Consider the following 1815-nt stretch of genomic DNA (forward strand, 5'->3'; position numbering starts at 1 on the left):
GTAAGTTGAACGTTCGGTTTTCACGAAGAAAGTCTTATCTTGGCAGAGAGTACTCAGTTCGCTCTGACGCTCCTGCGTAACTGCGCGAAACGTTATATGCCATTCACCTATGAAGAAAATATTAACCATCATTGCAGTCATTGCAAGTTTATATAGCAACGGTCAAACAAAATTTGATAACCAAAAAATTGCTATTCTGAAATATACTAAAGATTTTGGTTGGCCCTTCTCTGAAAATGATAAACCTGCCACATTAAGTAATGATGAATTAACATCAATTGACAGTATTCTAATTAGATGTGTCAATGAATACAATCCAAAAAGCGAAAAACAATACAATGAAGTTTTACAGGTTTGTAAACAATGTGATTATAAGCTTGAGGACTTTGTAATCGAATTGAAAAATTACAAACGCCAATATGTTCCCATTATCAATGCGGATGGTGAGAAAGAGGTTTGGGTCAACTGCTTTTGTAAAGCAAATCACAATTGGAAAAAAGAAATTATTATTCACGTTGGTGGACAAAGCTGTTATTTCAATGTTTTAATAAATTTGACACGTGCAAGCTATGATAGTTTTCACATAAACGACGAAGGAGATGTTCAGCATTAAGAACGGCATATAACCGCCGCTAAACGCAGTTATTGGTCAGTTTTTGCCGGAAATTTTTTCATCACGAAGAAAATTTGTCTCGGCAGAGAGAACTCTGCCCGCTTTTTCCATAACTTCGTTTAGCGGCCTAACGTTAGTAGCCATTACCCAAAAAACGTAACTCATAATGACAAAGATTGCAACGCTAAATCTCAAGATTCCACTCGAAAACTATAATTTCCATTATAAGTTCCAACTTAGTAATACAAAAAATTGCATTTTAGATATCTCCGAAAATCACCACATTTCGAAATCTGAAGAGCTTTATAAGTTCTACTCATTCAATTCAAACAATATCGATGCTCTCCAAAATTCATACTTTTATCTAACTTCTCCACGTGAATTTAATGACCCTTTCGATTGTCAAAATAACCAAGAAGAATTGATTCAAAAAAAATACCCAATCAGAAAAGAGATATTTGACAATCTTGGTGTAAGTTGTTTCACTCGAAATATTCAAAATCCATCGATGTGGAATCGCTACGCTGACGACTATTCTGGTTATTGTATAAAATTTAAAAATAATCACCTTATCGATCAATCAGAAATAGATATTCGCAGTAATGTAGCCTACACGAAGGAATACTATTCAATAGAGTACTACTATCAAAACATTTTTAAAGAAATAGACCGTCAAAGTATTGATGAAAGCTCGAAAAATGATATGAAATTCATCATAACAATCGGACACAAATACTGTCAAAAATCGATAGAATGGAAAAATGAAGAAGAATATCGTATTGTTTCATTGAGGTGTAAAGAAAATTACAGAAAAATAAAATATGACAAATTAATGATAGAAGCTATTTATTTGGGCCATAACATGAGTGAAGAAAGTAGAAACCATATTGTCGATGAATTAAAATCGTTGAATATAAAACCAATGCTGTTCATAGTTAATCCAAGCTCAATTTATAGAAAACTAAATTTTGAAAGTTGTAACGGCTACTAACCGCGCATTTACTCAAAGCGCTCGTTTTCGGTGAGTTGGGCGTTTGGTTTTCACGAAGAATGTCTTATCTTCGGCAGAGCGAACTCAGTCCGCTGGCTTCGCGTTTGCGCAAATGCGCCTAACGTTATGCTCGCGCCCTGCCTTCCACATACCACAGCATCCGTCAACTATCATGATTCGAAAAGGATCTTAAGAATTTACTCCTTCCCTA

At 34.8% G+C, this 1815-nt stretch carries 2 protein-coding genes; both read left to right on the top strand.

Annotated elements, in window-relative coordinates; all coding sequences use genetic code 11:
* Positions 1-109 precede the first annotated feature (109 nt).
* Positions 110-613 (top strand): hypothetical protein, encoded by a 504-nt coding sequence (locus tag BLP55_RS16460; protein WP_091147460.1) that lies wholly within the window; start codon positions 110-112, stop codon positions 611-613.
* A gap of 166 nt (positions 614-779) precedes the next feature.
* Positions 780-1604, top strand: coding sequence for a DUF2971 domain-containing protein (locus BLP55_RS16465; protein ID WP_091147463.1), 825 nt, complete (start codon positions 780-782; stop codon positions 1602-1604).
* The last annotated feature ends 211 nt before the right edge of the window (positions 1605-1815 follow it).

Origin of the sequence: Flavobacterium caeni (genome assembly GCF_900101895.1) — a bacterium.
Classification (GTDB): Bacteria; Bacteroidota; Bacteroidia; order Flavobacteriales; family Flavobacteriaceae; genus Flavobacterium; species Flavobacterium caeni.

What these genes read in the sequence shown, in the direction of transcription:
- BLP55_RS16460 (WP_091147460.1), top strand. Translation starts at nt 110, where the DNA reads ATGAAGAAAATATTAACCATCATTGCAGTCATTGCAAGTTTATATAGC.
- BLP55_RS16465 (WP_091147463.1), top strand. Translation starts at nt 780, where the DNA reads ATGACAAAGATTGCAACGCTAAATCTCAAGATTCCACTCGAAAACTAT.